18 protein-coding genes are annotated in these 26194 nt (G+C 66.4%); 14 read left to right on the top strand and 4 right to left on the bottom strand.

All coding sequences use genetic code 11. The features are described from left to right. The first annotated feature begins 352 nt into the window (after window positions 1–352). The 10 genes from SH602x_RS02110 to SH602x_RS02155 all read left to right on the top strand — a co-directional run bounded on the left by SH602x_RS02110 (window position 353) and on the right by SH602x_RS02155 (window position 13526). Entirely contained in the window at window positions 353–2071 is a 1719-nt protein-coding gene (locus tag SH602x_RS02110) for a GspE/PulE family protein (protein ID WP_479470118.1), read from the top strand. A gap of 153 nt (window positions 2072–2224) precedes the next feature. Further along, window positions 2225–3439: a type II secretion system F family protein gene (locus tag SH602x_RS02115; RefSeq protein ID WP_479475232.1), complete on the top strand. Its 1215-nt coding sequence runs from the start codon at window positions 2225–2227 to the stop codon at window positions 3437–3439. Between the two features lie 357 nt (window positions 3440–3796). Continuing rightward, on the top strand, window positions 3797–4252 hold the full coding sequence (gene gspG, locus SH602x_RS02120; protein ID WP_479475233.1) for a type II secretion system major pseudopilin GspG: 456 nt from the start codon (window positions 3797–3799) through the stop codon (window positions 4250–4252). 178 nt (window positions 4253–4430) lie between these two features. Continuing rightward, entirely contained in the window at window positions 4431–5135 is a 705-nt protein-coding gene (locus tag SH602x_RS02125; protein WP_479475234.1) for a prepilin-type N-terminal cleavage/methylation domain-containing protein, read from the top strand. Between the two features lie 227 nt (window positions 5136–5362). Further along, window positions 5363–5854: a type II secretion system minor pseudopilin GspI gene (gene gspI, locus SH602x_RS02130; protein WP_479475235.1), complete on the top strand. Its 492-nt coding sequence runs from the start codon at window positions 5363–5365 to the stop codon at window positions 5852–5854. Window positions 5855–6141: 287 nt separating this feature from the next. Further along, complete coding sequence (locus SH602x_RS02135; protein WP_479475236.1) at window positions 6142–7356, top strand: hypothetical protein; 1215 nt, start codon at window positions 6142–6144, stop codon at window positions 7354–7356. Window positions 7357–7379: 23 nt separating this feature from the next. Then, window positions 7380–8945: a hypothetical protein gene (locus SH602x_RS02140; protein ID WP_479475237.1), complete on the top strand. Its 1566-nt coding sequence runs from the start codon at window positions 7380–7382 to the stop codon at window positions 8943–8945. Window positions 8946–9251: 306 nt separating this feature from the next. Then, window positions 9252–11066 carry a hypothetical protein gene (locus SH602x_RS02145; protein WP_479475238.1) on the top strand — a complete coding sequence of 605 codons (1815 nt, stop codon included), beginning with the start codon at window positions 9252–9254 and terminating at the stop codon, window positions 11064–11066. After that, a complete protein-coding gene (locus SH602x_RS02150) occupies window positions 11063–12310 on the top strand; it encodes a hypothetical protein (protein WP_479475239.1) in 1248 nt (415 codons plus the stop codon). Before SH602x_RS02145 ends, SH602x_RS02150 begins: the two co-directional genes overlap by 4 nt. A 289-nt stretch (window positions 12311–12599) precedes the next feature. Further along, window positions 12600–13526 carry a PRC-barrel domain-containing protein gene (locus SH602x_RS02155; protein ID WP_479475240.1) on the top strand — a complete coding sequence of 309 codons (927 nt, stop codon included), beginning with the start codon at window positions 12600–12602 and terminating at the stop codon, window positions 13524–13526. A gap of 250 nt (window positions 13527–13776) precedes the next feature. Here the strand turns inward: SH602x_RS02155 and SH602x_RS02160 are convergent, their stop codons facing one another. Next, window positions 13777–14859: a DUF1559 family PulG-like putative transporter gene (locus SH602x_RS02160; protein ID WP_479475241.1), complete on the bottom strand. Its 1083-nt coding sequence runs from the start codon at window positions 14857–14859 to the stop codon at window positions 13777–13779. A gap of 395 nt (window positions 14860–15254) precedes the next feature. Between SH602x_RS02160 and SH602x_RS02165 the strand changes: the two genes are divergently transcribed. Then, window positions 15255–20069, top strand: coding sequence for a secretin N-terminal domain-containing protein (locus SH602x_RS02165; RefSeq protein WP_479475242.1), 4815 nt, complete (start codon window positions 15255–15257; stop codon window positions 20067–20069). Window positions 20070–20204: 135 nt separating this feature from the next. Then, on the top strand, window positions 20205–21374 hold the full coding sequence (locus SH602x_RS02170; RefSeq protein ID WP_479475243.1) for a hypothetical protein: 1170 nt from the start codon (window positions 20205–20207) through the stop codon (window positions 21372–21374). Here the strand turns inward: SH602x_RS02170 and SH602x_RS02175 are convergent. Beyond that, window positions 21307–22101 (bottom strand): BON domain-containing protein, encoded by a 795-nt coding sequence (locus SH602x_RS02175; RefSeq protein WP_479475244.1) that lies wholly within the window; start codon window positions 22099–22101, stop codon window positions 21307–21309. The two genes, SH602x_RS02170 and SH602x_RS02175, sit on opposite strands and share 68 nt — an antisense overlap. Window positions 22102–22527: 426 nt before the next feature. Between SH602x_RS02175 and SH602x_RS02180 the strand changes: the two genes are divergently transcribed. Beyond that, the gene (locus tag SH602x_RS02180) at window positions 22528–23946 is read left to right on the top strand and encodes a helix-turn-helix domain-containing protein (protein WP_479475245.1); all 1419 of its coding nucleotides are present in this window, start codon (window positions 22528–22530) and stop codon (window positions 23944–23946) included. 43 nt (window positions 23947–23989) lie between these two features. Here the strand turns inward: SH602x_RS02180 and SH602x_RS02185 are convergent, their stop codons facing one another. Then, window positions 23990–24421, bottom strand: a complete 432-nt coding sequence (locus tag SH602x_RS02185; RefSeq protein WP_479475246.1) for a hypothetical protein — start codon at window positions 24419–24421, stop codon at window positions 23990–23992. Window positions 24422–24430: 9 nt separating this feature from the next. Here SH602x_RS02185 and SH602x_RS02190 point away from each other — a divergent pair, with 9 nt between their 5' ends. After that, window positions 24431–25669, top strand: a complete 1239-nt coding sequence (locus SH602x_RS02190; RefSeq protein WP_479475247.1) for an ATP-grasp domain-containing protein — start codon at window positions 24431–24433, stop codon at window positions 25667–25669. A 20-nt stretch (window positions 25670–25689) separates the two neighbouring features. On the opposite strand, the gene SH602x_RS02195 is transcribed toward SH602x_RS02190, so the two are convergent. After that, window positions 25690–26085: an STAS domain-containing protein gene (locus SH602x_RS02195; RefSeq protein ID WP_479475248.1), complete on the bottom strand. Its 396-nt coding sequence runs from the start codon at window positions 26083–26085 to the stop codon at window positions 25690–25692. Window positions 26086–26194 lie beyond the last annotated feature (109 nt).

Below are 26194 nucleotides of genomic sequence, written 5' to 3' on the forward strand. Positions count from 1 at the left end.
CGAGCTTCGCTGAAGCGTCCTGCCCGTTCGGCGGGTAGTGCTTCTGCGGATCGTAACGGTTAACCGTGCGAGCGATCAGGGACCGGCCGGTCGGAAGCGATCGCGTCCGGTCCTGTTTCGTCGAAGGACTTGTCCGGCGACCTAAACTATTGCGCCCGTCGGGTTGCGTGTCCGGCGAGCGGGGATGTAAATCCCCCGAGTCCGGTTCTCGGTCGCAGATCGCGATCGCAGTTACGCTCGTCGCTGAACGCCGTTCGACCGAAGCTTCGCTCGGTCGACGAACTCGGGGGACTCACGTCCCCCGCTCGCCAAGAAATAGATCGCCGAACTCGCTCGCCCATAGCCCCCGCCCATGCGACTCGAAGAAATCCTCAGGCGACGCGAACTGCTCGACGAGAGCCAGATCGCCAAGTGTCGCAACGGCAGTCGCAATCCGACCGCGCTCTTTCAGAACGCGATCCGGGAAGGCTTCCTCGACGAAGAGTGCGCCCTGCGCGCGCTGGCCGAGGAAACGGGGATGGAGTTCATCGACCTGACCGAGGTCGAGGTCGATCCCAGGCTGCTGAAGACCTTCCCGCAGCGAATCGTCCACAAGAGCCTGCTTCTGCCGATCCGTCAGGAAGGGCAGACGGTCTACGTCGCGACCGCCGATCCGTTCGATCTCTACCCGCTCGACGAAGCGAGCGCGGCGACCGGCCTGCAGGTGATTCCGGTCCTGGCCGTCCGTTCGGAGATCGCGAAGGTCATCCGGCGCCACCTCGGCGTCGGCAGCGACACGATCGACTCCCTGATGGAGCAGGCGGCCAAGGAAGAAGGGGTCGAGCTTCTCAGCGAGATCGAATCCGACGGTTCCGAACTGGCCGCCGAGGCGCAGGAAGCCTCCGTCATCAAGCTGGTCAACGAGATCCTGCTGGAAGCGATCGAGGCCCGGGCGAGCGACGTTCACATCGAATCGCAGGCCGCCGGCATCGTCGTGCGGTACCGCATCGACGGCATGCTGCACCTTCAGCCGACGCCGCCCGAGATCCATCGCTTTCAGGCCGCGATCATCAGTCGCCTGAAGATCATGGCCCGGCTCAACATCGCGGAAAAGCGTCTGCCCCAGGACGGGCGCATGCAGCTCAAGGTGAAGGGTCGGGAGATCGACGTCCGCGTGTCGGTCATCCCCATGATCCACGGCGAAAGCCTGGTCATGCGTATTCTCGACAAGGGGGCGCTGGAGTTCGACCTGAAGAAGCTCGGCATGAGCCCCGAACTGTTCGGCGCCTTCGAACAGCTCATCAACCTGCCGCACGGGATCATCCTCGTCACGGGGCCGACCGGTTCCGGCAAGACGACCACCCTGTACAGCGCGCTCAAAGAGATCAACAACGAAGACGTCAAGATCATCACGACCGAAGACCCGGTCGAGTACCAGCTCGAAGGGATCAACCAGATCCAGGTTCATCCCCGGATCGGTTTGACGTTCGCCGCGTCGCTGCGCAGCATCCTGCGTCATGACCCCGACGTCGTGCTGGTCGGCGAAATCCGCGATCTGGAGACCGCGGAGAACGCCATCCAGGCGTCGCTCACCGGTCACCTCGTATTCAGCACGCTTCACACCAACGACGCGGCCGGCGCCTACACCCGTATGATCGACATGGGCGTGGAGCCCTTCCTCGTCGGCAGTACGGTCGAAGCCGTCATGGCCCAGCGACTGGTGCGGCGCTTGTGTCCAGCATGCAAGGCGCCCTACACGCTGACGCGGGACGAACTGGCCGCGGACTTCCCCTGGCCGGCGGACGGTTCGACCCCGACGCTCTACAAGCCGGTCGGCTGCCGGATCTGTCGCAACGTCGGCTACAAGGGCCGGATGGGTATCTACGAACTGCTGATCACGACCGACGAGATGCGGGAACTGGTTCACAACCGCGTCAGCACCTTCGAGGTCAAGCGGCTGGGGTTGAAGAACGGGATGCGGACGCTTCGGATGGACGGCTGGGCCCGCGTGCTCGCGGGGACGACGTCCGTCGACGAAGTGATGCGCATCACGAAGAGCGACGTCGGCATTCGTGCCGCGGCAGCGACGTAGTTAATAAACGGCACGTTCTGAGCGGGGGGTGTAAACCCCCCGAGGTTTCGACGCGTCATTCGATCGACGCTGGCGATTTCCGCCGAACGTTCACGGGGACTCGGGGGGTTCACACCCCCCGCTCAGAACAGAATTCCTATTTCGCGTTGGTCTATGCCCGAGTTCGCTTACATCGCTCGCGACCTGAAGGGTCAGAAGATCGCCGGCACGATCGACGCGCCGTCGCAGCGCGAGGCGGTCGGCGTTCTGACGGGTCGCGCGCTCTTCCCGATCACGGTCACTCCCAAGGCCGGCTCGACGCAGGTTCAACTCTCCAGCCTGTTCGGCAAACGGGTCGGCGGGCAACTGGTCGCGACCACGCTGGGTCAGCTTTCGTCGCTCCTGCGCAGCGGCGTGCCGGTGCTCCGCGCGCTCTCGGTCATGCGGGAGCAGACGTCGAATCCGGGACTCAAGGAGACCCTCACCGACATCCATAAGCGGGTCGAGGAGGGCGAAGGGATCGCCGACGCGTTCGCGCGGCATCCCCGGGTCTTCAACAACATGACCGTCAACATGATCCGCGCTGGCGCGGAGGGCGGCTTCCTCGAAGACTGTCTCGACCGCGTCAGCAAGTTCATCGAACAGCAGGAAGACCTGAAGGGCCGCACGATCGGCGCCCTGGCCTATCCGGTCGTGATCATGTCGATCGGCATCGTGGTCGTGACCGGCCTGCTGATATTCATGGTGCCCAACTTCGCGACGATCTTCGAACGGATGCGGGAGCGGGGCGAACTGCCGATGGCGACCGATCTGTTGCTGTCGTTCAGCGACGTGCTCCGCGCCTGGTTTCCGCTGATCCTGCTCGCGATCGCGGGCGCCGTCGCCGCGTTCTGGTTCTGGGCCCGGACGCCGGGCGGCAAGCGGACGATCGACTGGGCCAAGATCAAGATCCCGGTCTTCGGGCCCATCTTTCTGAGCCTCGCGGTGGCCCGGTTCTGCCGGGTGCTGGGAACGCTCCTGAAGAACGGCGTGCCGATCCTGCGTTCGCTGGAAATCTCCCGCGCCGCCTCGGGCAACTCGATCCTGTCCGACGCTATCGCCGAGGCGAGCGAAAACGTCACCGCCGGCGCTTCGCTGGCGAAGCCATTGGGGGCGAGCGGTCACTTTCCGCCGATGGTGGTGGAAATGATTTCCGTCGCGGAAGAGTCCAACGCCCTGGAGACGGTGCTGGTCGAGATTTCCGACAACCTCGAGCTCCGCACGTTCCGCAAGTTGGAACTCGCGATTCGCATGCTGGAGCCGCTGATGCTGCTCGGCCTGGCCTGCGTGGTGCTGGTGGTCGTGGTCGCCCTGCTCCTCCCGATCATGAAAATGGGCGAAGGTCTGTAGACTCGCGACGTAGAATCAAGAAAAGCGAATCGGACGCGAATCCAGGGGCGCCGGAAGGCGGTACGGCCTCGTCCGCACCTCCGACGGCCCATCCAGTCGACAGATTCCGCAGAACTGATTGCGACTAAACGAACGCGACTTTTTCACGTATCCTAGGTTGAATCTATCGCGGAGCGCCGGTTAGCCCGTGCGATGCGATCCCGCCGTCGGTCGCCCGTCGTCGAAACCGGGGCGCCGAATCCCTGCCCGCCCGAACTTTCAGAAGCAGTCGGACTTGCGACCGAGGTCGCGGTCCCGCGTCAGGAGTCGATGCCGATTATGCGAACCCTCGCCCCATCCCATGTCGCCCCGGCCCGTATGAAAAACGCCTCCACCCGCCGGTCCCGCCGCGCTGCGCTTCGCCGTCGTCGCGGCTTCACGCTGATCGAAGTGCTGCTCGTGCTGGCGATCCTCGTGATCCTGGCCGGCCTGTCGGTCGTGGCGATCGCCAACGTGCAGGGCAACGCCAACAACCGTCTGGCGAAGGGTCAGGTTTCGAGCCTGCAGAACACGATGGACATCTACAAGCTCGACGTCGGGACCTATCCGTCGACGGCGGTCGGGCTGAACGCGCTCGTCGCGCCTCCGTCGGATCTGAAGAATCCGAACAAGTGGAAGGGGCCCTACATCACCAACGGCACCCTGCCGACCGATCCCTGGGGCAACCCGTACCAGTACGAACTGCTCGGCCCGCGGCAGTACAAGATCTTCTCCGTCGGCGAAGACGGCGAACCGAACACTGCGGACGACGTCTCGAACATGTCGGAAGTCTAAAGCGTTTCGCGAGTTCCTGAGCGGGGGACGACAGTCCCCCGAGACTTCGACGTGACGATTCGTCGTTAATCACGACCTCGGGGGACTGTCGTCCCCCGCTCAGAATCGAATTATCGTCGAGTCAACTTTCTCGACTCCCCGCGGAGGATGCCGCGCTTCGCTCGCACGCCGTAACGCCATGTTCGCCGATCTCGACCATCGCTATGCGCCGCTCAGCGCGCCGGTCGTCAGGCGGAGTCTTTCGCGTTTTCGCGGCGCGGCGGTCCGTTCGGGCGTGACGCTGATCGAACTGCTGGTCGTGCTCGCCATTCTGGTCGTGCTCGCGGCCATGGTCTCGGTTCCGATCGCGAACGTGATGGAGAGCCAGGCGCTCACGCAGGGCGCCGATATCCTTCGCGCTCGCCTGGCCCAGACCCGGGTCGAGGCGATGCGGACCGGCAAGATTCACCTGCTGGAGTACGCGCCCGACACGAACCAGTTCGGCGTCGCCGTCTGGGAGGGCGAAGTGCTGGAGGGCGAATCGATGAGCGCCGACGGCGTAGTCACGGGCACTCCCCGCAAGATCTACCTGGGCGGCGGATCGCTCGACGGCGGCGAGCCCTCGTTCGGCGCCGCGACCGAGTTCCTTCCAGACGGCGTGCTCTTCGTCGGCGGGCAGACGGCGGCGGACGAGCGGACGCTCGGAACGGCGGAGGCATCGGGCTCAGGTTCCGGCGCGTCAGGCGGCGCGGCGCCGGTCTACTTCTATCCTGACGGCACGACGAGCAAGTCCTCGATCGTGCTGGGCAATGCGGCAGGGGCCGGCCTCGTCGTCACCATGCGCGGCCTGACCGGCTTCGCCACCGTCTCCGAACCGCAGTCGCTGCAGGGAGCGGGACGATGAGCGTCGATCGAAAGCTTCGTTCGCTCAGCCTGGCGAACGCATGGGCGCCATGCCCACGTCGCGCCAGCAGCGTGGGCATGTTATGCGGACTCGGAATTCGCCGTTGGTTCGCACGATCCTCGGCTTCGATCTCATGTCGAAAGTCGCGTGAAGTCCTGCCCGTCGGATGCCGTGATCCGCATGTCCACGCTGCTTCGCGACGTGGACATGGCCCACGGAGAAATCCGTTGCCTGTCCGTCCCGGCATGACGCTGATCGAGGTGCTGCTCGCGCTGGCGGTTCTGGCGATCGTGATGGGCGCCGTGGCACAGCTCGTCAGCATCGGCACCCGCGCGGCCGAGGCGGCGGAAGATACGGCGATGGCGCAGCTCGTCGCCGAATCGAAGATGAACGAACTCGCCTCCGGCGCCGCGCCGATGTCGGCCACGGGTCTCACTGACTATGAAGGCCGCGAAGGCTGGCAGTACTCGGTCGAGGTGACCTCGATCGAAGAGCCGGCGGGACTGGTTTCGGTCAAGGTCCTCGTCCAGCAGGTCGTCGAAGGCGAAAACGGCGTCTCTTACGAGCTCTATCGCTGGATGCCTGCGGAAGGCTTCCTCGATATCGCTCTGGTCGAAGACGCCAGCGCCACCGATTCCGGCTCGACCACGGAATCCGGGCTCTCGCTGCCTGGCGGCTCCACTCCGGCGAGCGGCTCCGTATCAGGAGACCTGCGATGAGCGTCCGCCGTACGCCCTCCGCTCGATTGCGTCTTGCGTCGGGCAGAGTTCCGTGTGCCATGGCTGGCTTGTCCAGCCGTGTCCCCTTCGGTCTCCATTCCGTTCGCGCTGAGAAGCTTTTGTTTTACGTCGGCTCGACAGACTCGGCGTCTCCACGAGGCGTCCGTCCGCATTCACGGCTGGACAAGCCAGCCATGGCACACAGGTCGGTCCGAGACGCGATCCGCGGCAGCATGGCGGACCCGGGATCGGTACGCCGAACCAGCCCGCTCCGGTCCGCCTTCACGTTGCTCGAGGTCATTCTCGCGCTCGCGCTGTCGGTCATCATCCTGGGCATCGTCGTCGGCACGATCCAGGTGAACCTGATCATGCTCTCGGAACGCCGCGCCCGCGTGGAGGAGGTGCAACTCGCCCACGCCGTGCTCGGTCGCATCGCGGGCGACCTGAAAGCCTGTCTGTCGCGACAGAAGACCGATACCTCGGGGCTGGAATCGCTTGCTGCCGGGATGGGCGACCTCGGTTCGCTCGCCGATCTCGGATCTCTCGGCGGAGGCGATCTGGGCGGCCTCGGCGAAGGCGACGGTGACGACGGCGGCGGGGATGATTCCGGAGGCGGCGACTCGGGAGGAGCAAGCGGCGGCGCCGGCTTCTCGATGGGCGACGATACGGAGGAGACGGAAGAGTCGGCGGCCGCGCCGCAGGGTCCTCCGCCGGGCATCTACGGTTTCGCGAACGAACTGCAGGTCGACGTCAGCCGTCTCCCGCGGCTGGACGAGTATCAGGGTTCCTACGACGCCGAGTCCGGCATCTATCAGCGTCCCAGCGACGTCAAGACAGTCACCTACTTCCTGATCGAGCCGCCCGCCGACGCGCAGGAAGAAGTCGGCGTCGCGCCGCGGTATGGCCTGATGCGGCGGGAAATCGGACGCGCTGCCGCGTCGTACGCGAAAGAGATGGGCGACGTCGCGAGCGATTCGGACGACGCCGAGAGCCTCTGCCCCGAGATCGAGTACCTGGAGTTTCGATACTTCGACGGCACGACCTGGCTGAGCGAATGGGACACGGATCTGAATAAGGGGCTCTGCCGCGCGGTCGAAGTCACGATTCGCATGCGGGCGGAACTCGACGAATCGGGCGCCGTGGCGTCTGCCGAGGACGAACTCGATCGAACGTACAAGCTGGTCGTGCAGGTCCCGCTGGCGGCGAACAACTCCGCTTACGAAGACGAAGAAGAGGCTGCCGACGAGGCGGCTCCCGACGCCGTCGATGACACGGGCGACGATGCGGGCGGCGATGATTCAGGCGGAGGCGACGACGGGGGCGGCGCCGGCGGCGGAGGAGCGGGCGGCGGCGCAGGCGGCGGGGGCGGCGGTACGCCTCCTCCTCCTCCCGAAGTCGGACCTCCGGGCGGTGGACCTCCCGGCGGTGGTGGAGGCGGAGGCGGCGGACGTGGCGGCGGCGGTCCCGGTGGGGGCGGCGGCGGAGGAGGCGGACGACGATGAACCGTAAAGCTTCCCCGCGCCGCGTGTCCTGCGCGCGCCAATCGAAGCGCCCCCGCAAGGCGATGATCCTGGTCATCGTCCTCGTGGCCGTCGTGCTGATCTCGCTGGCCGGATACGCCTTCAGCGAGATGATGCTCGCGCACTATGACGGCGCGCAGCGCATGAGCCGCCGGGCGCAGTCCGATTCGCTCGCGCACTCGGGCATGGAGTACGTCCGGGCCTTCCTGGAGCAGGACTGGGAACTCCGCAGCAGCCAGGGGGGAACCTACGACAATCCCGAGTACTTTCAGGCGAAGATGGTCGTCCCCGGCCTTGCGCCCGAGGAGATCGGGGCCTTCTCGGTCGTCGCTCCTGCGCTCGATCCGGAGGGCTACTTCGCGGGCGTGCGGTACGGCATGGAGGACGAATCGGCGCGGGTGAACCTCAACGTGTTCGCCGAGGCGGGCAAATTCGGTTTCGACGATCAGCAGATCAACGATGCGCTCGTCGCGGCGCTTCCCGGCATGACGCCCGACATCGCCGACGCGATTCTGGACTACATCGACTCCGACGAGGACGTCCGCCCGTTCGGCGGCGAGTCCGATTACTACCTCGGCCTGTCGCCTCCCTACCGGGCGAAGAACGGCCCCTTGGAGACGGTCGAGGAACTGCTTCTCGTGAAGGGCGTCACGCCGCAGCTTCTGTTCGGGCAGGACGTCAACCGCAACTACCAGATCGATCCGTTCGAAGAGAACCTTCCGACCGGCGAGGGCGCCGATCCGGGCGATCCCTCTTCGGCGTTCGGCTGGCTCCCCTACCTGACCCTCGACTCAGCGGAGAAGAACGGCGACGCCGTCGGCGATCCCAAGGTCGATCTGAATCAGGACGACCTGGCTAAGCTGACCGAGGAACTGGCCGAGCATTTCAAGCCGGACGAGATCACGTTCATCGTCGCTTTCCGGCAAAGCGGCGCGGTCGACGACGACGAACTGGAACCGCCGCCGTCGGGACGGCTCGATCTCGATCTCGACGTCGAACCGGAGGGGAAGATCACGTCGGTGCTCGACCTGATCGAGGCCAAGACCAAGGCCATCACCAAGGACGGCGAAGAGTACCTGCTCGAAACGCCTGCCGATCCGCGGTTTCTCGATAAGCTGATGGAGCATGCGACCAGCGTCCCCGCGAAGACGATCCCGGGCCGCATCAACATCAACCTGGCCAGTCGCCGGGTCCTGGCGGCGATCCCGGGCATGCCTCCCGAGGCGGTCGACGAAATTCTCGCTCTACGCGCGGAGACCGACTTCAAAGAGTTCAACACGCTCCATCCGTACGAGACCTGGATCTACACCGAGGGCCTCGTTTCGCTGGACGAGATGAAGATGCTCATGCCGCTCACCTGCGCGGGCGGAGACGTCATGCGGGCCCAGGTCGTGGGGTACTTCCTCGACGGCACGGCCAGTTCCCGCTGCGAGATCCTCGTCGACGCCAGCGGAGAACGCCCCGTCGTCCGGTTTTGGCGCGATCTGAGTCACCTCGGCCGGGGTTATTCCCTGGAGACGCTCGGCATCCCGACGGACGGCGCTGAGGTCGACGCGGGTCCGGCGCCGTGATGACGGTTTCGTAACTCCCAGGCGAGCGGAGGGTGTAAGCCCTCCGTGTTTGTTCGGGGCGCGCGTCCGCCTTGGCGCCAGTTTCGAGATCCGATCGACCATCGCAGGAATGACACGGCGGGCTTGCACCCACCGCTCGCCTGAAAAACGCCTTTCTCCCCCGAGAATCGTTTCGACCGGAGAGACTGGTCTGACCCGAACATTTCCGCGTCGCGGCGCAAGTCGCGACGTAGAATCGTCGTAGAAATTGCGCTGCGCCCCCGCCGACGCCGGGGCGCCCGCTCGCACGCTCGGAGTCTGCATCGCATGTCGCATTGGGTCGCGGTCGAAGGAGACGGCAGAACGCTTCGCGTGCTGTGCGTTCGCCAGACGACCGGCAAGCTGATCATCGACCACCGCTTCGCGCTCCCTCTGCCTGAGGTCGAGGGCGAATCGCATTCGGCGGCGTCGTTGCCGGCGACGTTCTTTCCGCGTCTGGCGGCGACGCTCGGCCCTGCGCTGGCGGAGCGCGGGATTCGCCGCGGCGAGCTCCTCGTCGCGATGGGCCGGGCCGGCGTCGAACTCAGGACGATCGACGTTCCGCTCGTGCCGGAGGACGAACTGCCCGAGCTCGTTCGGATGCAGGCGACGCAGGTCTTCAGCCCGACCGCCTCCCCTTCGCAGGTCGACTTCGTCCCGATCGACTTCGGCGATCAGCAGATCACCGTTCTCGCCGCATCGCTCACCTCCGACGTCTATGACGGCCTCAAGGGGCTCGCCGAGTCGCTGCGGCTGAAGCTCGGCACGGTGACGCTCCGCACGGTCAGCGCCGCGCGGCTGCTCGCCTATTGCGGACGTCACCCGGGCGAGTCGCTCGTGATCTGCCGGGCGCAGGAGCAGGTCGACCTCGTCGCCATGCTCGAGGGGCGGCCCGTCTTCGTCCGCAACACTCGCATCCCGGGCGAATCGATCGATGCGGGCCTCGCGCTGGAAGTCCGCCGAACGCTGCTCGCGATCGCGAGCCGTCATTCGGACGAGGCCGTCGATCGCCTGGTGCTGTGGGGGACCCAGCGCGAATCCGGGGAGATCGCACGCCATCTGCGCGAAACTCTGTCGATGGAGGTCGAGGTTCTCGACCCGTTCGACGCGCAGGACGTCGAGGCGCCTGGTCTGCCGCCGGTCGACGACTCGGGGGCCTACGCCGGCCTGGTCGGCATGATCTGCGAGCATCGCGCGCAGATCCACGCGATCGACTTCCAGAATCCCAAGCGCCGCGTCGAGCCGCCGAAGTTCTCGCAAAGGACGCTCGTCTACGGCGGCATCGCCGCAGCCGTCGCGCTGCTCTTCGTCGGCGGGTTCCTGTGGCGACTGACGTCGCTCAATTCCGAGATCGCCGCGCTGCGGGCCGACATCAAGGATCTGACGCAGCTCGAAGAGAAGGCCCGGGAGGTCATCGCCCGGACTGACGAGATTCAGGCCTGGGCCGACGACGACTACGTCTGGCTCGACGAACTGCGCGTCGTGAGCGAACGGATGCCGCCCGCGGAGAAGGCCCTCGTGCGCGAGTGGGGCAGCACGGTCGACAACGAAGGTCGCGCCACGATCAATATGGAACTCGTCGTCGACCAGGCGGAAACGATCAGCATGGCGGAGTATCGCCTCCGCGACGAGCAGCGTGCCGTCGGCGCCGGCATCGCCGCGCCGGACGACAACCTTCCCGGCTACGCCTATCGCACGAGCGCGACGATCAGCCTCGCCGATCCGGTTCCTCCCGGTCAGGACGGCGTGCCGGACGCTGCCGCCGACGGATCGGAGCCGCCGCCGAGCGCTCGACCGGTCGTCATCGCGGAAGGCGAACCGACCGAGGGAGACCTGGAAGAAGTGACGCTCGACCCGGAGATCGGCGGCTCGCCGACCGAGTTGATCGAAGGGGATGCGAACGATCCGGTCGACGCCGTCGAAGAGATGCTCGGCGACGGAGAGGCCGGCGAATCGAACGGCGCCGCTCCTGCCGAGAGTTCCCCCTCCCCCGCAGACCCTGACGAAGATTCGCCGCCCGCGGCATCGCCGCCCGCGGCCGGATCCTTGAAAAACTCGAACGCCCCTGCTTCGACTCCCTCCAGTGCAGGAGCCTCGCGATGACGCAACGCGAACGAATGCTCGGAGGCGCCGTCGGCCTGCTGGTCGGCGGCTTCGTCCTGTACTTCGTCGGCGGGTGGTTCCTCGGGATCTTCACCTGGCGCGCCGAAGAGATCGAGAAACTGACCGACCAGAAGGAACAGCTCGCGCGCAGCGTTCGGATGGGAACTGCCGCGCGGGACGATCTGGCCGGTTTCGAACAGCGCTCGCTGCCGGGCGATCTGGAAGTGGCCAAGACCCGCTACAAGGACTGGCTGCTCGGCCTCGCCGACGAGAAGGGACTGCAACGGGTCGTCGTGAATCCGGGCGCCGATCCGCTGCTCAAGGGAATCGGCAACGGCGTGACGTACACGGTGGTCGCCTTCGGCCGACTGCCCCAGGTCGTCGACTTTATGCACGAGATCTACCGCGTCAACTTGCTCCAACGTGTGAAGATGTTGCGGCTGCAGCCGACGACCGATCTGCGGTACCTCAAGATCACGATGACCATCGAGGGACTCTGGATCGACACCAACGAAGGGACCAGGATTCCGACCGAGACCGGCGAGCGCCTGGCCTTCGCCGAAGTCGACGCCTATCAGAGGGCGATCTCCGATCGCAACATCTTCGGCTTCGCGAATAAGGAGCTGACGCTCGACGCGCCGTCGTCGACGCGGGTCTTCCTGGGCGATCGTCTGAATCTGGAGGTCAAAGCGACCGACTACGACTACATGGACGAGATCGGTTTCGCCCTCGCGGAGGGAGCGCCGGAGGGAGCCGAAATCGTCCCGGGCGACGTTAGGCGAAGCTCCGAAACGAATTCAGTCAGCCGCACCGCACGCATCGGCTGGTCGCCGAAGCAGGTCGGCACGTTCGAGATCGGGGTGACCGCGTCCGACGACGGGCTTCCGTCGAAGCGGACGTCGAAAACGATCTCCGTCTCCGTGGTCGAGCGTCCGGCGGAGATCGCCGCCGAACCGCCGCCGCCCAAGCCGGAATTCGACGTCGCCAAACATACGCAGTTCAACGCCATTCTGACCGTCGACGGCGTGCCGGAGATCTGGCTGTTCGATCGGACCGCCGGGAAGATGCACGTCCTGCGAATCGGGGACGAGTTCGAGATCGGGTCGGTGACCGCGACGATCGAGGAGATCGGCGCCCGGACCGCCGTCCTGCGCACCGAACAGGGCCGCCTGCAGATCTCGCAGGGCCAGTTCCTCACGGAAGCCGAAGAGGCGGTCTCCTCGACCGAGCCCGAGGCGTTCTAGTTCCTCGCAAGATCGCGACCCCGCAACCTTCACGGCCTGTGCGATCCGCACGGGCCGTTTCGCGTTCATGGCGCGGTCAGCAGCCTGCTCTCGATCCAGGAGCGGGGGCGACAGGCGTTCATTCGGGCGAGACTCTTCGAGCGTATCAGTCGTTCGTGCCGGCGTTTGCGCTGCGACCAGCAATTTCCCGAGGAGACGACGGCGCTCCGATTGCGATGCGATGAACCCCAGGTCGGCGACGCCGCAGCACGCCGAGTTTATGTTCGCAACGCAACTTGGGAGATGATTCATGTTGAAGAGAGCATTCACAGCAGCAGCGCCGTTCGCTGTGGCGCTCGGCGCTGTCGCCGCGCTGCCCGTCACGACGTTCGCCCAGCCGGCCGGGACCAACCCCCCCATTTCGGCGGATGCCAACTCGGAGAGCGGCGCCTCGTACCGGGCGTCCGATCTGCTGAACCAGCAGGTGAAGAACGAGAACGGCGACGTCATCGCCGACATCGAGGACTTCGTCCTGGATGCCCAGACCAACCAGGTGCAGTACGTCGTCCTTTCGTACGGCGGAGCGCCGGAAGGTCAGTTCGTGGTCGTGCCGTTCAGCGCGGTCCACGTCCATTACGAGAACGAAGCGATCCTCGTCAGGACGCCCCTGACGGTCGACGTCCTGAAGGCGGCCCCCACCTTCGCGGCTAACGAGTGGGTGACGGTCATCCGCCAGCCGAACTGGTACACCGGCGTCAATCAGTACTGGACCGACGCGGGCATCAACGTCAACGTGGGACCGGGCGCGATTCGCGGACGCGGTCCTGGCGATCGCGGACCGGGCCGTGGACCGGGCCGTGGATCGAACGCCGGTAACCTGAACCCGGATCGCCCGCGAGGCTCGAATCCTGATCGTCCGGACGCGACCGATACTCCGGATCGTCCCGATGCGAACCCGACTCCGGATCGTCCGAACGCGGGCTCGAACCCTGACCGTCCGGCCGCCGGTTCCAACCCGGATCGTCCGGGCGCGCGCGCTAACCCGGATCGTCCGGGCGCGGGCGCTAATCCGGATCGTCCGGGCGCGGGCGCTAACCCGGATCGTCCGGGCGCCGGCAGCGCTCCTCGCACGCCCGGCGGCCCCGGACCGCAGAACCCGGGCGCCGGAACCCCGGATGCTCCGGCTCCTCCGAGCGCTCCCGGCGCCGGAGCCAACGCTCCGGGCGCGGGCCGGTAACCAGACGTCGCTCACGACGTCCGACGTTTCTGAACGTCGAAAACTCCAGGGCGAGTCGCCATCGGCGTCTCGCCTCGTTCGGTACGCGGAAGTATCGCGAGAGCGGAGGTCCCTTCGTCGTCCATGCGGGAGCGAGAGGCGCCTGCCAATGAAAGCAGCCCGCAGAAAGATCCGCGGGCTGCTTCTGTTTGCGGAGAGCGGCGAGGAGCGAAGGCTCCGGCCGCTCTCGAACGGCTAAGCCGGCGCGAGCTTACGGGAGTTGCAGCGACTCGCCGCCGCCCCGGGTGCCGGCCGCACGGTAGGCGAGGACGTCGACCGTCTCGGCGACGAATCGGACGCTGCCGTCGCCCATCACGAACTGGCTTCCGCCCGGGTGCTTGCTGCCGAAGCAGGCGTCGGCGGGCAGCGGCTGGTCGCCGGCGCCGGCGGTCGGGTTCGTGATCGCCGAGTTGATCGGATAGAACCGGTCGACGAACCGGAAGGTTCCGGCGCCGCCGTTCATGCCGCTGCAACCGGCTCCGTTATTGCCCGACGCCCAGATCGGGAACTGCCCGCTGTTGACCTGATTGGCGCGGTTGACGTTACCGTTCGTGACCTCGCCGATCATGATCGTGTTGCTCGTGCCGTCGAACATGTCGGCCAGACGGGTCGCCCAGTTGGTGTTGTTGTCGTTGGAGTAAGTGAAGGCGCCCTGTTGCGACGAACCCTTCCACGAGGCGCAGTTGAAGATGTTCGTCAACTGCGTGCTGCTCGTCGTCGGCAGATCGTCCGACGGCCCGATGCTGGCGCAGTAGTTCGACTTGCCGTAGCGGTTGTCGTCGAAGCGGGGAAGTCCGTCCGAGGGGCAGATCCACATCGGAATCACCGTCTGTGCGGCGGTTCGGATCGGCCCGGCGGAACCGCCGTCGATGTCGTGGCAGACCGGCGGCGGTCCGGTCGTGTTGTAGGTGTCGATGTTCTGATTCGCGGCGAGCGGCGGGGGAGCGATGTTCGGGCCGCTGCCGTTGTTGGCCGGGACGTACATGCCGTTGGTGACGAACAGGTCGTAGGTCGGCCCCTGCTCGACGAACGGCATCATGAACGTCCGCCAGTTGAAGTTCCGTCCGTCGTCGTCGTACATGCCGAGCGGCAGGTACTTGTACGTGTCGTAATGGTTGTGGGCCCCGATGCCGAGCTGCTTGAGATTGTTCGAGCAGGACGACCGGTTGGCTGCTTCGCGGGCCGCCTGGACGGCGGGCAGCAGCAGCGCGACCAGCACGCCGATGATCGCGATGACCACCAGCAATTCCACGAGCGTGAACGCCGTTCGATGGCGCGTGAGAGAAATGCGCACGAGCGTGCCTCCTGAGGGAGCGAGAGGGGAGGAGAAAAGAAGATAAGGGGAGAGGCGAAACGACGACGACGGTCGCGAAGCCTCGTTCGGCGCTAGATAAGAGCGTCCAGGACGCTAATTGCGATCGTACAGGGCATTGGGATCAAATCCAACTTGTTCGACCGTTTTTCCCGCAACTTTTTCTCGGAACTTTCGCGAACTTGATTTCGGTCGCCGCGGGGACCGGATTGACCGAATCCTGCAAAATTCCGCAAGGTTCGACTGGGGGGAGTTTGACGGCTGGACGATAGGGGCTGACGAGCGGTTCGTTCCGTCGCAGGCGCCGTCGCGCCGACGCCGATTTTCCGGCGGCGAACAGGAACCGCGTCAGGTTTTTCCTCGCGTCAGGCCACGCCATGCGAACTTCGCCTTTGCGAGCGGCGATCGTCGGTCTTCTTTCGCTAGCGCTAGCAGGACCGTTCCTCGAAGGAACGACGGCCTGGGCGCAAAGCGGCTCCGGTCCGATCATCCGTCCCTACTCGGTGCGAAATAAGTCGCCCCAGGAGGCGGCCGAACTGCTCCGCAAGCGGGCGGCCGGGCTTCCCGAGACGGTCGAAGTTTCGGTCGATCCCGCGACGGGGACGCTGCTCGTTCGCGGAAGCGCCGCGGCCCAGACGTTCCTGGCCGAGACGCTGAAGCAGTTCGATCAGCCGCCGGCGGGAGCCGATGCCGCCGCGACCGCGGAGGGCTCGAACACTCCCCCCGCCGGAGCAGCGCCCCCCGCGGCGAAGATCATTCCCTACGCCCTTTCGCAGCAGGATCTGCCGCGAGCGGTGGAGCTGGTCGAATCGCTCGTCGCGGGTCGTCAGGACGTTCGCTTCACGGTCGACGCCCGCACGAGCCAGCTTCTCGTCAGCGCGCCCGCGGAATTCCACCAGATGCTTGCGCAGCGGATCGCGACGCTGGCGCCGCCGGCGGACGCCACGCCCCCCGGCATGGACTTTCCGCCTGCGTACAACGTTCCCGCCGCGCACACGGCGCCGGATCAGGGCGAGTTCGTTCCTGCCGGCGCGATGCCGCAGGCGAGCGCGAATCCTCCCGCCAACGCCGTCGCACAGAACGTCCCGGCAGGGAACGCGGCAGCTATGCGTCCTCCGGTCGCCGGCCCCGCCGCTCCTTCGGCGGTAGCGGCTCCCGGAACGCAGATGGCAGGGAAGACCCTTCGGCTGCAACACATCACCATCGATGCGCTCGCGGGCCTGATCCGCGATCAGTGGGGCACGACGCTGCCGACCGCTCGCGACGAGCAAGGGGGCAAGACGGTCATCAAGATGGGCGGCGCGCAGGGGAGCGCGGGCTGGATCATCCTCGATCATGTCGGCGGAACCGTCTCGATCCAGGGGACGGCTCCCGCGGTCGCCGCCTGGGAGAAGGTCGTCCAGGGGCTCGACGTCGCCACCTCGAACCAGCAGGCCTCGACGGTGCTTCGCGTCGAGCGGGCTGACCCGGTCCAGGTCCGCCAGGCGGTCAACTTCCTCGGCTATGCCGGCGCCGGCGACGTCGCCGCGGCGCTTCCCACGGGGACCGCTCCGCAGACGCGCTTCGTCGCCCAGGCCCAGCCGGGAGAGAATCAGTCGGACGCCGTTCCCCCGCCGCAGCCGCAACCGGCGCCGGGCGGAGGCATCCCGCGCTTCGGCGCCGACGGTCCGATGACGCCGGGCGATGCGGCCCAGAACTTCGCCGAGGCGAGCGGCGATGCGGGCACGATCGGCCCCGTCCGGATCGAGTTCGTCGAAGGCCTCGACGTGATCATCATCCGTGGCAATCCGTCGGACGTCGCTCGCGTCACGAAGCTGATTCAGGAACTCGATCGTCTGAGCGAGGAGACGCAGCCGCGGGTCGAGGTCCATCTTCTGGAGAACGTCTCCAGCGAACCGCTCGCGACGCTGATCACCGAGGTTTACGACCAGATTCTGTCGCCCCGTCAGGGCCAGGTCGTCATCCGTCCGCTCGGCAAGCCGAACGCGATCCTGCTGATCGGTCGCGCCGAGAGCGTCGAAGTGGTGAAGCAACTGATCGACCAGCTCGACCAGCCGGTGATCCCCGCGGCGTCGTTCCGCGTCTTCCGTCTGAAACACATGTCCGCGGTCGATGCGTCGGGGCGCCTGACGACGTTCTACGAAGAGCGGGGCGGACTGGGCGTGACCGTGCGAATCGTCCCGGACTATCGCAGCAACAGCGTCATCGTCCAGGCGGGTCCGCGCGACATGCAGGAGATCGCACAGGTGCTCGACAGCATCGACGTGGTCGAGGCGGGATCGCTCGAAGAGGCCCGTACCTTCCGGTTGACTAACGCGATCGCGACGAACCTCGCGCCGATCCTCCAGAACGTGCTCAACGGGCAACTGAACGGCGCCGGCCAGTCGTTCGCGCCCGCTCAGGGGGGCCAGCAGACGATCACGCAGCAACCCCTCCAGGCCGCGACGGGCGGGGCGAACGACACCTCCGCGCTGCTGGCGACCCGCATGCTGAGCTTCCTGCAGGTCAGCCCGGACGGCACGCGGATGCTGCGTTCGGGATTGACGCTCAACGTCCGCGTCACCGCCGACGCGAACTCGAACACGCTCGTCGTCACCGGTCCTTCGGAAACGATGGACCTGATCGAAGCGCTCATCACGGCCCTCGATCAACTTCCGGACGTCGAGGCCCAGGTGAAGGTCTTCACGATCATCAACGGCGACGCCGAAAGCCTCGTCTCGACGCTCGATACGCTCTTCGGCACCGGCTCGACCGCCGGCGGCGGAGGCGGCGGCTTCGGACAGACCGGCCAGAGCGGACTGAACCAGTTCGGCGCCGCGGCGGCGATCGCCTCGGGTCAGCAGGAAGGGACCGTCGCCCCCCTGAGATTCGCGGTCGACGCGAGGTCGAACAGCATCATCGCGTCGGGTTCGCCCGGCAGCCTGGAGATCGTCGAGCGGGTCCTCATCCGCCTGGACGAATCGACCGACGAAGCCAGGACGACGACCGTCTATCGCCTGCGGAACGCGCCTGCCGAGGAAATCGCCGAGGCGATCAATACCTGGATCGAGCAGCGTTCGGAACTGCTTACGAACGATCCGCGACTGCTGTCGGTCATTCAGCAGGTCGAGCGGCAACTGATCGTGGTGCCCGAGCCGATTACCAACAGCCTGATCGTCAGCGCCACCGAGCGGTTCTACGACGACGTCGTGGCCCTGATCGAACAGCTTGACAGCCGTCCGCCGATGGTCGAGATCCAGGTCCTGATCGCGGAAGTGAACCTGAACGAGTTCGAGGAGTTCGGCATCGAGCTGGGTCTCCAGGATTCGCTGCTGCTGAACAATCCGCTGGGCGGCACGCTCTCCGGGCGGCAGTTCAACGATACCGAGCCGCTCCTCGGCAACGGCGTCAGCGGATTCGGGCTGGGGACCACCAGCGCGTCCGCCGGCTATCCGGGCCTGGTGCTCAGCGCCGGCAACGAGTCGATCAGCCTGCTTCTGCGGACGCTTCAGGATCAGCAACGCCTGCAGGTGCTCTCCAAGCCGCGCGTGATGACGCTCGATAATCAGGAAGCCTTCGTCCAGGTCGGTCAGCGCGTTCCCCGCGTCACGAACATCACCCAGAACACGGGCGGCGGCGTGACGAGCAGCACCGAACTCGACGAGATCGGCATCCTGCTGGGCGTCCGCCCCCGGACGAGCCCGGACGGACTGGTCGTGATGGAAGTCAACATCGAGAAGTCCGCGGTCGGTCCCGTTTCGCAGGGCATCCCGATCTTCGTCGGCGACGACGGCACGACCGTCAACAGCCCGATCTACAGCGTGACGAACGCGGAGACCGTCGTCAGCGCCCGGAGCGGTCAGACGATCGTCATCTCGGGACTCATCACGAAGAGCAACTCGATCGTCTCGCGGAAGATTCCCTACCTGTCCGACGTTCCCCTGCTGGGACGCCTGTTCCGGTACGACCAGGAAGACAACGACCGGACTGAACTCATGATCGTGCTGACGCCTTACATCGTGAGCCGTCAGGAAGAAGCCAACGCTATCCGCGACATGGAATCCGAGCGGATGAACTGGTGCATCGCCGACGTGGTCGAACTGATCGGAGAATCGGGTCTGCAGAGCCGCATGGGCTGGACCGGCGCCGAACCGATGGTCGTCTATCCCCAACGCGATCCGATGGGCGATCAGGCGCTCGATCCCGCCTTCGAGGCGGTCATTCGCCAGCGGCTCGATGCGGCTGCGTGCGAACCTGGCATGGAAGGTTATCAGCCCGGCATGGACGGCCTTCCGCCCGGGATGGAAGGTCTCCCCCCCGGTGCAGGCGGCTACCCGTCGGGAATGCAGGGCGGACCGCAAGGAATGCCAGGCGGACCGCAGGCGGGTATGGGTCCCGGCGGTCCTGGCATGCAGGCTCCCGGCGGCATTCCGAACGGTCTGCACGGACAGCGGATGTATCCCTACGAGGTTCCCGCGGTGGCGCCGAAGCCGACGCCGTTCGATCAGGTGAATCCGAACCTCTCCCGCATTCCGCAGTCCTACCGCGACGATCCGTTCTTCAAGCAGCAGACCATCACGCGGGGCGGGCCGAACGATAACTCGCAGGGTCCTGCCGCCTCGGGTCCTAACCCGCCGCCGGTCTACGTGACGCCGCCGGGGGGTGACTCGGTACTGCTGCCGCCGGGAACGTCGTCCGATGCTCCGCTGCTGTTGCAGCCTGGAGTGACGGGTCCGCAGGGAACGCTTCCGCCGCAGCAAAACCCGTTTCCCCCTGCTTCGGGACGTAACGTTCCGACGCCGGCTCCGGGGCGTCCGGGCTCTTCACTGCCCCCGACGGGCGGACCGTCCGACGAGGTCCTCGATCCGCCGCCGAAGCTCGACAGCCCGGAACCTTCCGACCCGCGGTCGATCTACGGTCCGATGACGAGCCGCCCGCGACAGATTCCCCCAATGCCTTCGCAGCCGTACGGTCAGATGCAGCGTCCGCCCTACGGACAACCCGTGCCCGGTCAGTATCCGCCGCAGCGACTTCCCAACGGGGTCGCGCCGGCCAGCTACGGCGCCGCGGGAAACCCCGGCCCGGGCGGTCCGAACGGCGGGCAGTACGTTCCCAACGGAATGGAACCGCCGCAGAAGCTTCCTCCGCAGTACGTCGGCTCGGCCTACGACCCGACGCTGCGAACGCCCTCGTCGAACGCCGAGATTCGCTAAGCGGCCCTGGCGAGAGCTCCCTAAGCGGAGGGCCAGAGCCCTCCGGGTTTGTTCTGCGCGTCGATCGCTGGGAGGGCTGACGCCCTCCGCTCAGAAATGATTCATCGGATCACGGATCGAGAGAAGGAATTCGCCATGCGAACGGCGTCGATTCTGTTGGCGACGGCAGCCTCCCTCCTGCCCTTCGTCGGTTGCACCGCGGTCCCCACGATCAGCGCGCCGGACCTCGAGTGGATGTCGAAGCTCTCGGGCAACGACGAAGGACCGCCCTCGCAACTCGTCGCGATGTGGACCGACGCCAGCCTCAAGAAGGCCGGCGTATCGGGGGCGACGCGGGGATTCGGCGGACGGATCTACTTCTACGACGCCAAGAAGCATTCCGTGAAAGCGGAGGGCGAACTGGTCGTCTACGCCTTCGTGGAGAAGGACCGTCAGGTCCCGTCGAAGCATCCAGATCGCAAGTTCGTCTTCTCGAAGGAGGAGCTCGAACAGAACTATCAGAAGACGGCGCTCGGCCATTGCTACGACATCTGGCTCCCCTGGAGCCAGGAGGGCGATCAGACCGTCTCCGTCTCGCTGCTTCCCACGCTGAAAGCGTCCGACGGAAAGGTCGTTATCGGCGCCCAGTCGCTCAACGTGCTCAAGGGGAAGGAGCCCGAAGCAGGCGTGGAGAAGGTCAATATCGGGGGCGGCGTCGCGCAGGTCAGCTACGATCAGGAGGCGGAGTCGACCGGCCAGGACGCCTCCTCGCGTCGCCGTCTGAGCATCTACGATCCGCAGACGAACGTCACGGTCGGTCCGACCCAGTTGCCGGCGAGTCTTTCCCGCTCGACGCCCGGCGCAACGCAGGTCGGCTTCGAAAGCGACCTGCCGCTGGCGACCGGCGTCTCCACGACGACGTTCGACCTGCCGAAGTCGATGGCGATGTCGATGAAGCAGTCGACGCCGAACGCCGCGGCCAACCGCAGCCTCTCCGACCGCTTCGAGGCGTTTCAGCAGGCCGAGATGAACGGGCAGCTCTCGCCCGGCGGAGCGGCAAACGGCGCGAAGTTCGACCTGGCCCAGGCGGCGGCGCTCGATCGCCGCGCGAATTCGAAGCAGGCGTCGAACGGCGGCGACGCTTCCGGCGAATCGCTCGCCCGCTTGATCGCCGCGAACGCGGGCGCCGTTCCGTCCGTCGGAACGAACTCCGCGAAGGGCGCCGACGAAGCTTCGGAGAAGAAGCCGCTTAGCCGGTTCAGTCAGTCGCAGCGGAGAACGCCCGCATGGACGAGGAATCACGCACGCTGGCGTCAAGGGGATTAGTCGGCGCGACGATCAACTGGTTGTCGACCGAAGAGATCCCCGGCTCCAGCATCAGCATGCCGGCCACCAGTTCCTTCTGACGCTCGGTCGCGACCGTCCCGGTCAGCACGGCCACGCGGTCGGCCACTACCATCTGAACGCCGGCGATCGAACCGACATGCGGATTCTGGCTGTAGCGGGGGAGGATCGCCGCCTGCCTGGCCGCCATCCGGACCGCATGCGGATTCGCTTCTCCGGCGCCGAAGTACTCGATCGAAGGCGTCAGGCGAACGCGAACGCCGCCGGACGGTTGATTCCGCTGGCGCTGCTGGCCGGCGCCCCCCGCTCCTCCACCGAAGAGCTGGTTGAAGAAGCCGCCCAGTCCTTGACCCGATCCGGCGCCGCCGGCGCCCGCTTCGCCGCCGCGGACGCTGAGGTTGTCTTCCGAATCGGCGCCGACGAAGTCGGAAGGGTCGCGACTCTCGCGACTGAACCCGCCGTCGGTTCCGATTCCGCTATCGCTTCCCGATCCTGAACCGGACCCCGAGCCGCCTCCTGATCCGGAGCCGATCCCGGATCCGCCGCCGCTGCCCCCGGATCCTCCTCCTCCGTCATCGCCGCCCGAACCGCCCCCCGATCCGCCGCCGTCATCGTCGCCGCCCCCGATCTGGGCGAAGACCGGCGCGGCCGACCAGGCAGCGGTAACAGCGAACAGCGCCGCGGCAGCGAAGAAGATCCGGGTTTTCATCGGTCGTATCCTGAACGTCGAAAGCGATTGCCCGGAGAACTCAACGCCGGCGAACCGGATAAGTTGCGAAAGGCAGGCTGCGGGAGAACTCGCTGCAGCCGACGAAACGGCGGAGTTCGTCCTGTCGGGAGCACGTCGCCCCCCGGTTATGATGCAGTCGGCGCGGACCCGCGGCAAGCGCAGCGTTCGCCTTCGCTCTTGATCGGCGTCGCGAATGTCGCCTCGGGAGGCGAGGCTTCGTTCGCGACGTGACCCGATTTTCCGTTCGATTTCGCCCTGCCGACAAAGTTCGCCGAAAGCGTGTTCTCGCAGGGTAATGGTCGAGCCTCCTTATGTAGGGCTGGCTACCTCGCCTGCCAGGGAAGCAGGTATCCGCTGCGAGGCAGGCGAGGGCGCCAGCCCTACATAACCTCCCTTCCGCTCTCCATGACCCCAGGTCGACTTGATCCGCGGCGCTTTCATCGCTTCCTGTACCAGGGGGCGAGGGCTTTCTATGCGCTCGATGGCGAAGGATCGTTCCTCTACGGCAACGACGCATTCGCGGAATGGATCGGCCAGGATCTCGCTGCCGCGGTCGGTCGACCCTGCCGATACGGCGTTTATCCGCTGGAACCCTCGGCAGCCTCGAACGAGGCCGCGGCTTCGCAGGAGAGTCCGCTCGACAAGACGCTTCGCGGGATCGCGATCTCTGCGGAGACCGCCGCGCGGATGCAGGCCGAAACGTTGGTCTGGTGCGAACATCCCGAGCAGGGCGAACGCCTCCGCACGGGCAGAACGCTGCGCCTGACGGACGACGCCGGAGCGAGCGTCACGGCGGTCTTTCTCGATGAGAGCGACCTCCCCTTCGACCAGGCGCTGGAAGCGCTCGTCGTCCGAACGGACGAGCCGGAAAGCGCCGCCCGCGGTCGGGCGCTCACGCTTCGCGCGTTTCGCAGCCGGCTCTCCGTGGGATGGAACCTGCCGCTGCTCGGTTCGCTGCCGGAGGTCGTCGCGCTGCGGATACGGTCGGAGGCGCTCACGCGGACGAATTCGCCGCTCTGCGCCGTGGGGCCCGAAGGCTCGTTCCGCGAACGACTCGTGCGCGGAATCGCGGCCGTGGAACTGGAAGGCGAACCGGCGACGGTCTATCCCCTCGCCTGCGCCTTGCTGGACGAGGAATCGCTGCTCGATTCGCTGCGCGAAGCGATGTCCATGCGGCCGTTGCCCGACGGTCTGGCCTTTCTGGAAATCGACAAGCTGGACCCCGCGTGCCAGTCGGCGCTGGAACAGACGCTTCCGGAATTGCAGCGCGAGGTGCGAATTCTTTCGACCGCTCAGGTCTCGCCGCTCGATCTCGCGCGGCAGGGAAGTTTCCGGTCGCTGCTTGCCGCTTACGTGGCGCCGACGGAGCTGAGGACCGTGCCGCTGGTCCGGCGGAAGCGCGACTTCGCCCTGCTTGCGCAGTACGTGATCGAACAGTGGAACGTGGAGACCGGCGCCGCGATCGGGCGGACCGACGACGCCACGCTCGAATGGCTCAGGTCCTATGCCTGGCCGGGCGACATGCAGGAGTGGTGGAACGCCCTGCGCGACGCCTGCAGCAGATGCGACGGGGCCACTCTGTCGCGAAAAGACTTCTCCCGCGATTCGCGAAGCTGGTTCGACGCGAAGGCCCGCGAGGCGCCTCCGGAGGAACCCATCGATCTCGACGCTTATCTCGAGCGGGTCGAACGCGAACTGATGCGCCGGGCGATGAAGAAGGCCCGCGGCAACAAGACCAAGGCAGCCGAGTCGCTCGGCATTCACCGCGCCCGCCTCATCCGCCGCTGGGCCGCGTTATCGGGAAGCGAAGCGACGGAGACCTGAAACGCCGAGGCTCAGAACTTCGCTCGGAACGAAGTCGCCGAGATCACCCCTGCTTCGGCATCGTCGCAGTGTAGAGCAGCATCACGATGCCGACGGAGAGCAGGCTCCACGGGGCCCATTCGGGGATCTCGATCACCTCGGGCCGCGAGACCGCGCCCTGCATGGCCGCGAGCGGCGAAGCGACGAAATCGCTCTCCGCCGGACGCTGGATGATGAGCTGCACTTTTTCGACGACCATGCACTGCGCGCCGGCCAGCGTCACCAGGATGCCGATCGCCATTGCCACGCTGCGCCACATGGTCATCGCCTCGTCCCTGAAACCGCGAACTGACCGAGCGGCGCCCGGTCGTCCCTGCGATACTTCGGCGTTCAGTTCCGCGTCCTCGACAGGTCCCTCCGCGATTCGCTCTGCTCCGGCCGCGCCGGTCGTGCCGAACAGCGGCGACTTGAACGATCGCACGTGCGGCGCGCTCATCCGGAACCCATGAATCCCGATTCGACGAAGCTTGTGGCGCTTTTCGGACCGAGCGTGCGCGCCTTCGCACGCTCGGCGGTCGCTGCCGGCTATCGCGTGATGGCGGTGGACGATTACTGCGACCTCGATCTGATGGAGGTCTGCGATCAGGCGCGCCGCTCGCCCGACGACGCGGACGGATTCGGACGCCTGCTCGCGGAGGCGAAACCGGCGGCCTGGTCGTACGGCGGCGGATGGGAGAACAAGCCGGCGCTCGTCCGCCGTCTCGCTCAGGTCGCGCCGCTCTGGGGAACCGGAGCCGACGCCCTCGCCTCTCTCCGCGATCCGTTCGTCTGGACCGCGGCTCTGCGCGACGCGGGGTTCGTCGTTCCCGAAACGCTCGCCGGCCCTGTCGACCTGACGCGAGGAGTTCGATGGCTCTCCAAATCCGCGATCGCCGCGGGCGGCGGACACGTCCGCTTCGCCGAGTCTATGGATGCGGAGCGTGTTGCGCCCGATAGCACGTCCGCCGAGCGGCGCTTCCTGCAGGAGTTCATCGAGGGGGAGGTCGAAAGCGCAGCCTTCGTCGCGTATGCCGATCGAGTCGAGTTCCTCGGCGCCTGCCGGCAGATCATCGGGGCGGAAGAACTCGGCGCCAGCGGTTTCCTGTTCGCCGGCGCGGTCGGGCCCCTGCCGATCGCCGACGAGGAGCGGGCGTTCTTCGCGAAGCTCGGACGAGCGGTCGCCGCGATCGCGCCCGTTCGCGGCCTGTTCGGCGTCGACGGCGTTCGCCGCGCGGACGGACGCTGGCTTCCGATCGAGATCAACCCGCGTTATACGGCGTCGATGGAGACGCTCGAACGGGCGAGCGGAAGCTCTTTCTTCGCCGACCATGCCGCGGCATGCGGGTACGCCCCGGCTCCGTCTCTTCGTGGGCCGGCGCCCTTGGCTGCCGCGAAACCTTCGCCCGATTCACCGCACGCTGACCGGCATACGCCTGCTGGTCCTGTCGTCATCGGCAAGGCCATCGTCTACGCGCAGAGCGAACTGCATCTCGCGTTCGATCTCCCGGCCTGGCGCGAGTTTCAGCAGCAGTTCCCCGGCGTGACGCTCGCCGACCTGCCGCAACCCGGAACGATCTCCCGCCCGGGCGAACCCGTCCTGACCCTGCTTCTCTCCTCGCGGTCCCCCGACGAAGCCCGCGCTGCCCTGCTCTCCGCCGGTCGCGAACTCCACGCGGCGCTGCTCCGCCGATTCGGCTCCACCTGACCTACAAGACGGGACCGCCGCTAGCGCTGCGTCGTCTGGAACGCGGCGAGGCCCTGGTCGACGTCGGCGTGGATCTCGAACGCGCGATCGAGATGGGTCATCGCGAAGATGCGTTGAAGTTCGCCGTCGAGGTGAACCAGCTTCAGGCTGCCGCCCTCGCTGACGAGGATCCGCTGCAACTTGACGAGCTTGTTCAGCACGGCGCTGCTGACGAATTCCACTCCGCGGAAATCGAGCAGCAGGTTCTTGCGGCCTCCCAACTCGACCAGCGCGATCAGCGCGTCGCCCATCAACTCGACTCCGGGCGAATCGATCAGCCGACGGTCGCGAAAGGTGACGACCGTCACCTCCCCTAAGATACGTTCCTCGAAGGGTTGATCGCCGGTCATGTCGCGTTCCTGAGTCGAGGTCTGCATCATCGCGGTTCGTGCGTGGCTTCATGGTAGCGCCCGCGAATCGCCGTTCAACGCGGCGACGACTGGGGTTAACGCTTCCGCCTCCTATACTGCCCGAATCTTTCGCCTC

It is taken from the genome of Lignipirellula cremea, from assembly GCF_056501455.1.

What these genes read in the sequence shown, in the direction of transcription:
- SH602x_RS02195 (WP_479475248.1), bottom strand. Translation starts at nt 26,085, where the DNA reads ATGCAGACCTCGACTCAGGAACGCGACATGACCGGCGATCAACCCTTC.
- SH602x_RS02185 (WP_479475246.1), bottom strand. Translation starts at nt 24,421, where the DNA reads ATGAGCGCGCCGCACGTGCGATCGTTCAAGTCGCCGCTGTTCGGCACG.
- SH602x_RS02110 (WP_479470118.1), top strand. Translation starts at nt 353, where the DNA reads ATGCGACTCGAAGAAATCCTCAGGCGACGCGAACTGCTCGACGAGAGC.
- gspG (WP_479475233.1), top strand. Translation starts at nt 3,797, where the DNA reads ATGAAAAACGCCTCCACCCGCCGGTCCCGCCGCGCTGCGCTTCGCCGT.
- SH602x_RS02155 (WP_479475240.1), top strand. Translation starts at nt 12,600, where the DNA reads ATGTTGAAGAGAGCATTCACAGCAGCAGCGCCGTTCGCTGTGGCGCTC.
- SH602x_RS02170 (WP_479475243.1), top strand. Translation starts at nt 20,205, where the DNA reads ATGCGAACGGCGTCGATTCTGTTGGCGACGGCAGCCTCCCTCCTGCCC.
- SH602x_RS02165 (WP_479475242.1), top strand. Translation starts at nt 15,255, where the DNA reads ATGCGAACTTCGCCTTTGCGAGCGGCGATCGTCGGTCTTCTTTCGCTA.
- SH602x_RS02175 (WP_479475244.1), bottom strand. Translation starts at nt 22,101, where the DNA reads ATGAAAACCCGGATCTTCTTCGCTGCCGCGGCGCTGTTCGCTGTTACC.
- SH602x_RS02190 (WP_479475247.1), top strand. Translation starts at nt 24,431, where the DNA reads ATGAATCCCGATTCGACGAAGCTTGTGGCGCTTTTCGGACCGAGCGTG.
- SH602x_RS02180 (WP_479475245.1), top strand. Translation starts at nt 22,528, where the DNA reads ATGACCCCAGGTCGACTTGATCCGCGGCGCTTTCATCGCTTCCTGTAC.
- SH602x_RS02125 (WP_479475234.1), top strand. Translation starts at nt 4,431, where the DNA reads ATGTTCGCCGATCTCGACCATCGCTATGCGCCGCTCAGCGCGCCGGTC.
- SH602x_RS02115 (WP_479475232.1), top strand. Translation starts at nt 2,225, where the DNA reads ATGCCCGAGTTCGCTTACATCGCTCGCGACCTGAAGGGTCAGAAGATC.
- SH602x_RS02145 (WP_479475238.1), top strand. Translation starts at nt 9,252, where the DNA reads ATGTCGCATTGGGTCGCGGTCGAAGGAGACGGCAGAACGCTTCGCGTG.
- SH602x_RS02150 (WP_479475239.1), top strand. Translation starts at nt 11,063, where the DNA reads ATGACGCAACGCGAACGAATGCTCGGAGGCGCCGTCGGCCTGCTGGTC.